The organism is Microvirga sp. P4_G7 (genome assembly GCF_056401005.1).
This window is the reverse complement of record NZ_JBFUKD010000255.1, coordinates 1-4,846: the sequence shown is the minus strand read 5'-3', so window position 1 is coordinate 4,846 and position 4,846 is coordinate 1. Positions and strand designations below refer to the sequence as shown.

Annotated in this window: 5 protein-coding genes; 2 read left to right on the top strand and 3 right to left on the bottom strand. The window is 61.3% G+C overall.

Annotation, left to right across the window (positions count from 1 at the left end):
• The first annotated feature begins 227 nt into the window (after positions 1-227).
• Both AC1DT3_RS12215 and mgrA read left to right on the top strand, forming a co-directional pair.
• On the top strand, positions 228-1,586 hold the full coding sequence (locus AC1DT3_RS12215) for a porin (protein WP_477465521.1): 1,359 nt from the start codon (positions 228-230) through the stop codon (positions 1,584-1,586).
• A gap of 127 nt (positions 1,587-1,713) precedes the next feature.
• The gene (gene mgrA, locus AC1DT3_RS12210; protein WP_477465520.1) at positions 1,714-2,742 is read left to right on the top strand and encodes an L-glyceraldehyde 3-phosphate reductase; all 1,029 of its coding nucleotides are present in this window, start codon (positions 1,714-1,716) and stop codon (positions 2,740-2,742) included.
• 9 nt (positions 2,743-2,751) lie between these two features.
• On the opposite strand, the gene AC1DT3_RS12205 is transcribed toward mgrA, so the two are convergent.
• The 3 genes from AC1DT3_RS12205 to kduI are packed head-to-tail and all read right to left on the bottom strand — an operon-like array spanning position 2,752 to position 4,720.
• Positions 2,752-3,096: a cupin domain-containing protein gene (locus AC1DT3_RS12205; RefSeq protein ID WP_477465519.1), complete on the bottom strand. Its 345-nt coding sequence runs from the start codon at positions 3,094-3,096 to the stop codon at positions 2,752-2,754.
• A 23-nt stretch (positions 3,097-3,119) separates the two neighbouring features.
• Positions 3,120-3,872 (bottom strand): 2-dehydro-3-deoxy-D-gluconate 5-dehydrogenase KduD, encoded by a 753-nt coding sequence (kduD, locus tag AC1DT3_RS12200; protein ID WP_477465518.1) that lies wholly within the window; start codon positions 3,870-3,872, stop codon positions 3,120-3,122.
• An 11-nt stretch (positions 3,873-3,883) separates the two neighbouring features.
• Positions 3,884-4,720 carry a 5-dehydro-4-deoxy-D-glucuronate isomerase gene (kduI, locus tag AC1DT3_RS12195; RefSeq protein WP_477465517.1) on the bottom strand — a complete coding sequence of 279 codons (837 nt, stop codon included), beginning with the start codon at positions 4,718-4,720 and terminating at the stop codon, positions 3,884-3,886.
• Between the last annotated feature and the right edge of the window lie 126 nt (positions 4,721-4,846).

Below are 4,846 nucleotides of genomic sequence, written 5' to 3'. Positions count from 1 at the left end.
CGGCAGCGATTTTCAGAAGGTCCGTGAGGACATGGTCAAGAAGATGCAGGACGGCAGCTATGCCGATGTCCTCCGACAGGGCCAAGACAATGTGGACGCCTTCAGCCGCCTCCGTGCCCGGGAAAGCGGGCAGCGCTAGGTCGGTTCACCCTTTACGTCTCATAAACGCTTGAGACCAAAGCAACATTGACAGAATCCGGAATTGCCGTTGAATTGCCGAGACGCGCATGCCCGATCTCGACGGAAGCCCGCTTGGAGTTCCACGGATGACGATCGCAAAGCATCTATTTCTCGGTTCGATCGCTGGTCTTGCCTCCATGTCCGGTGCATGGGCAGCGGATCTTCCGGTCAAGGAAGCCCTCCCGGTCGATTACGTGAGAATCTGTTCCGCCCATGGCAGTGGGTTCTTTTATGTTCCCGGGACAGATGGCTGCCTGAAGATCGGTGGGCGCGTTCGCGCCGAAATGCTCTACGTCGAGCCGCTGACCCGCACGGACGACACCCTTGGTTTCCGCGTGCGCGGCCGAATCCAGCTCGACCATCGCACCGCCACGGCCTACGGCCTGTTGCGGGCGTTCGTCCGCTTCGAGATCACCCGCGTATCCGGTCTGCCGTACGGCCAGCAGGGCGCGATCGCGACAACTCCGAGCGTCGCCCAGGCCTATATTCAATTCGCCGGTCTGACAGCCGGACAGGTGACGTCGTTCTTCTCCAGCCCCGATCTGCCCACGACCCATATGGGCACGTTGCGCTACGACGATGCACCCGACGTGACGCTGCTCGGCTACACTTATTCGTTCGGCAACGGCATTTCCGCGTCGCTTTCGGTGGAAGACGGGATCAGCCGGCGGCAGCTCAATTCGTTCGAGCCGATTCCGGGCACGGATCAGCTCGTCGTCGGCGGACAGACGGTGCCCGACGTCGTCGGTAACGTCCGCTTCACCGGCACCTGGGGCTCGGTTCAGGTGGCAGGCGCGGTGCATCAGATCCGCGACGCAGGAACCGCGACCCGTGTCTTCGCCGACACCGAGTACGGCTTCGCTGTCGGTCTTCAGGCTGGCTTCAACCTCCCGATGTTGAGCCCAGGCGACGGCGCTTGGTTTTCTGCCGCCTATGTCGACGGCGCGCTGAGCTATCTCGGATTCGGCACCTATAACGCCAGCCGCTTCGGCGCCGGTCTTGTCAGCACTCCTGCCCTCGATGCATTCGTCAATCCGTTCACGGGCGACATCCGCAAAGCACAGGGCTTCTCTGTCGCCGGCGGCTTGAACCATTATTGGACACCAGCGTTCCGTTCGAGCGTATTCGGATCGTACGCTCGCGTCGACTACCCCGGCGGAGCCTCCGCACTCGGTCCGTTCGGCAATGTGATCGGCCTGCCTGATTTCACCGAATGGCGCGTCGGCGCGAACACGTTCTGGCTCCCGGCCTCCGGTCTCGTGATCGGTGCCGAAGTGATGTACGTGAACGCTAATACGAAGGGGCGTATTCTTGCCGAGCAAGCTGGTAATTTCGGATCCCTGTCACGCCTCATAAGTTCCGACTCGGCCATCGAAGGACGCCTGCGGCTGCAACGCGATTTCTAATTCTCGCGCCGGCAAATCGACGGGCCAGTTCCCCTTACGAAGCCACGTTCATTCCATCCGAATGACCACTGTTGTGCGCGCCCGTCCCGTGGCGCTCGACATCCCACCCGATCTTGGAGACGATTGAATGGTCTACGCTGCCGATGAATCTCGCTACGCGACGATGGCCTATCGCCGCTCGGGTCGCCGCGGGCTGAAACTGCCCGCCATTTCGCTTGGCCTGTGGCAGAATTTCGGCAGCGTCGACGTGTTCGAGAACGGCCGCGCCATCCTGCGGCGAGCCTTTGATCGCGGCGTCACGCATTTCGATCTCGCCAACAATTACGGTCCGGTTCCGGGATCCGCCGAAGAGAATTTCGGCCGGGTGATGACGGCTGATTTCAAGCCGTATCGCGACGAGATGATCGTCTCGACGAAAGCCGGCTATCGCATGTGGCCGGGTCCGTACGGCGAGTGGGGATCGCGGAAATACGTTCTCGCTTCCTTGGACCAGAGCCTGAAGCGCATGSGKCTCGACYATGTCGACATCTTCTATTCSCACCGSKTCGAYCCSGAGACGCCSMTCGAGGARACGATGGGCGCGCTCGATGCGGCCGTGCGGCAGGGAAAAGCGCTCTATGTCGGGATCTCGTCCTACTCGCCGGAGATGACGCGAAAGGCGGCGCAGATCCTTGCAGATCTCGGGACCCCCTGCCTCATTCATCAACCATCCTATTCGATGCTCAACCGATGGATCGAAGACGGTCTGCTCGACACGCTTCAGGAGACCGGGATCGGTTGCATCGCCTTTTCGCCGCTGGCCCAAGGGATGCTGACGATGAAATACATCGAGGGCGTTCCCGCAGGATCACGGGCGTCGAAAGGCGGCTCGCTCTCTGAGCGGTTTCTCACTCCGGAGAACATCGAGCGGATCAGGGCGCTGCATCACATCGCCACCAAACGCGGGCAGACTCTCGCTCAAATGGCGATCGCGTGGGTCTTGCGCGACCCGCGAATTACCTCTGCGCTGATCGGCGCACGGACCGTCGAGCAGCTCGACGATTCACTTGCCGCCCTCGATCGGCCCGACTTCACGGCCGAGGAGCTCGCCGAGATCGAGCATCACGCGACCGATGGCGGGATCGATCTCTGGCGCGCTTCGGCCCAACAGCGCTGAAGTCGACCGCTAACGTGTGATGAAGTCCTGGCGCATGGGCGTGAAGACGTCCACGAGGATGCCTTGCTCGATCGCGACCACGCCATGCACAGCGTCCGGAGGAACAAGGAAAGTGTCTCCGGTGGTGAGCCGTTGTGTGCGCCCACTGATCGTCACGTCGAACGCCCCCTGCTCGATGAGCGAGCATTGAACGTGAGGATGCTGATGAGGCGTCCCCACCGCTCCCTTTTCGAAAGCGACGCGCACCATCATGATGCCGTCGTTGTATGACAATACCTTCCGCCTGACGCCTTCGCCCACGATCTCCCAATCGAGCTCAGCATCGATGGCGAACAGGTCCGCGCTGCGTGACATGTCGGCTTCTCCTTTTTCTTCGCCTAGCGCGCAAGCCAGCCGCCGTCCACCGGCAACACGATGCCGTGGACGTAGTCGGCGGCTCTCGAAGCCAGGAAGACCGCCGCACCGCCGATGTCCGACGGTTGCCCCCATTGGCCGGCCGGAATGCGGGCCAAAATCTGCTCCGTGCGGACCGGATCCTCGCGAAGGGCCTGGGTGTTGTTGGTGACGAAATAGCCCGGCGCGATAGCGTTCACATTGATGCCCTTCGCGGCCCATTCGCAGGCCAGCAGACGGGTGAGACCCGCCAAGCCACTCTTGCTCGCCGTATAGGACGGAATTCGGATGCCGCCTTGAAACGAAAGGAGAGACGCKATGTTGATGACCTTGCCACCCTCCCCCGCCAGCATGTGCCGCGCGAAGGCCTGAGTGAGAAAGAAGACGGACTTCAGATTGACGTCCATCACCGCGTCCCAGTCGGCCTCCGTGAAGTCGATCGCGTCGGCGCGCCGGATGATGCCGGCATTGTTGACGAGGATATCGACGGTTCCCTCCTCGCTCGCCTCCGCGACGATCCGCTCGATGGGCTCCAGCGACGAGAGATCCGCGGTTACCCCACGAAACGAACGCCCGGTTGCCTCGACAGCCGCCTTAGTGTCGTCCATGCGTGACCGGCCGACTCCGACGACATTCGCGCCGGCCTCCGCCAAGGCGATGGAGAGCGCTTGGCCAAGACCGGTATTGGCGCCGGTCACGACGGCGGTTTTGCCTGTAAGATCGAACGCCGAAGTCATGATGCTGCTCCTCAACGCAGGGCGGTCACGGGGAACGGATCCATGTCGGTGTAATCCTGGTTGTCACCGCCCATCGCCCAGATAAAGGCATAGTGGCTGGTTCCGACGCCCGAGTGGATCGACCACCCGGGAGACAGGACGGCATCTCCGTCAGCCATGACGATGTGCCGAGTTTGGGTCGGTTCACCCATCAGATGAAGCACGCGGGCCGACGGATCGATGTCGAAATAGACATAGACTTCGGAACGCCGATCATGAATGTGACTCGGCATCGTGTTCCACATGCTGCCAGGCTCGAGCTGGGTCAAACCCATGACGAGTTGGCACGACTGGCAGACACCGGGAATGATGTATTGATGGATCGTCCGGCGGTTGGAGGTCGATTGATCGCCCAGTTCAAGCTTGTTGGCTTTTTCGATCGGGATCTTGACGGTCTCGTACGCCGCGTGCGCCGGCGTGCTGACGAGATAGAATTTCGCCGGATTGGACGCGTCGGCGCTCTCGAAAGCCACCTCTCCTGCGCCCATGCCCACATACAGACAATCGCGCCGTGCGAGATCGTGCGAAACACCGCCGACGACCACGCGACCGTCGCCACCAATGTTGATGATACCGAGCTCGCGCCGCTTCAGAAATGCATCCGTCCCGACGGCTTTCGGCGTCGGCAGGACGATGCTCCCCTTTGTCGGCGTCGCGCCGCCGACGATGAGCCGGTCGATATGGCTGTATGTCAGTTTGATCTCACCCGGAACGAACAGGCGCTCGATGAGGAAATGGCGGCGCAGTTCTTCCGTGTCGAAATGCTTGACGGCTTCCGGATGGCAAACCTGCCTGATGTCGATAGTCATGATCATCCTTGAAATGCGTGAGAGAAAAGGTGGTCAGCGAAAAAGGCTCGGAAGCCAGAGGCTCAAGGCCGGTATATAGGTCACGAGCAACAACACGAACACGCTCGCACCGAGGAAAGGCCATAT

What these genes read in the sequence shown, in the direction of transcription:
- AC1DT3_RS12215 (WP_477465521.1), top strand. Translation starts at nt 228, where the DNA reads ATGCCCGATCTCGACGGAAGCCCGCTTGGAGTTCCACGGATGACGATC.
- kduI (WP_477465517.1), bottom strand. Translation starts at nt 4,720, where the DNA reads ATGACTATCGACATCAGGCAGGTTTGCCATCCGGAAGCCGTCAAGCAT.
- AC1DT3_RS12205 (WP_477465519.1), bottom strand. Translation starts at nt 3,096, where the DNA reads ATGTCACGCAGCGCGGACCTGTTCGCCATCGATGCTGAGCTCGATTGG.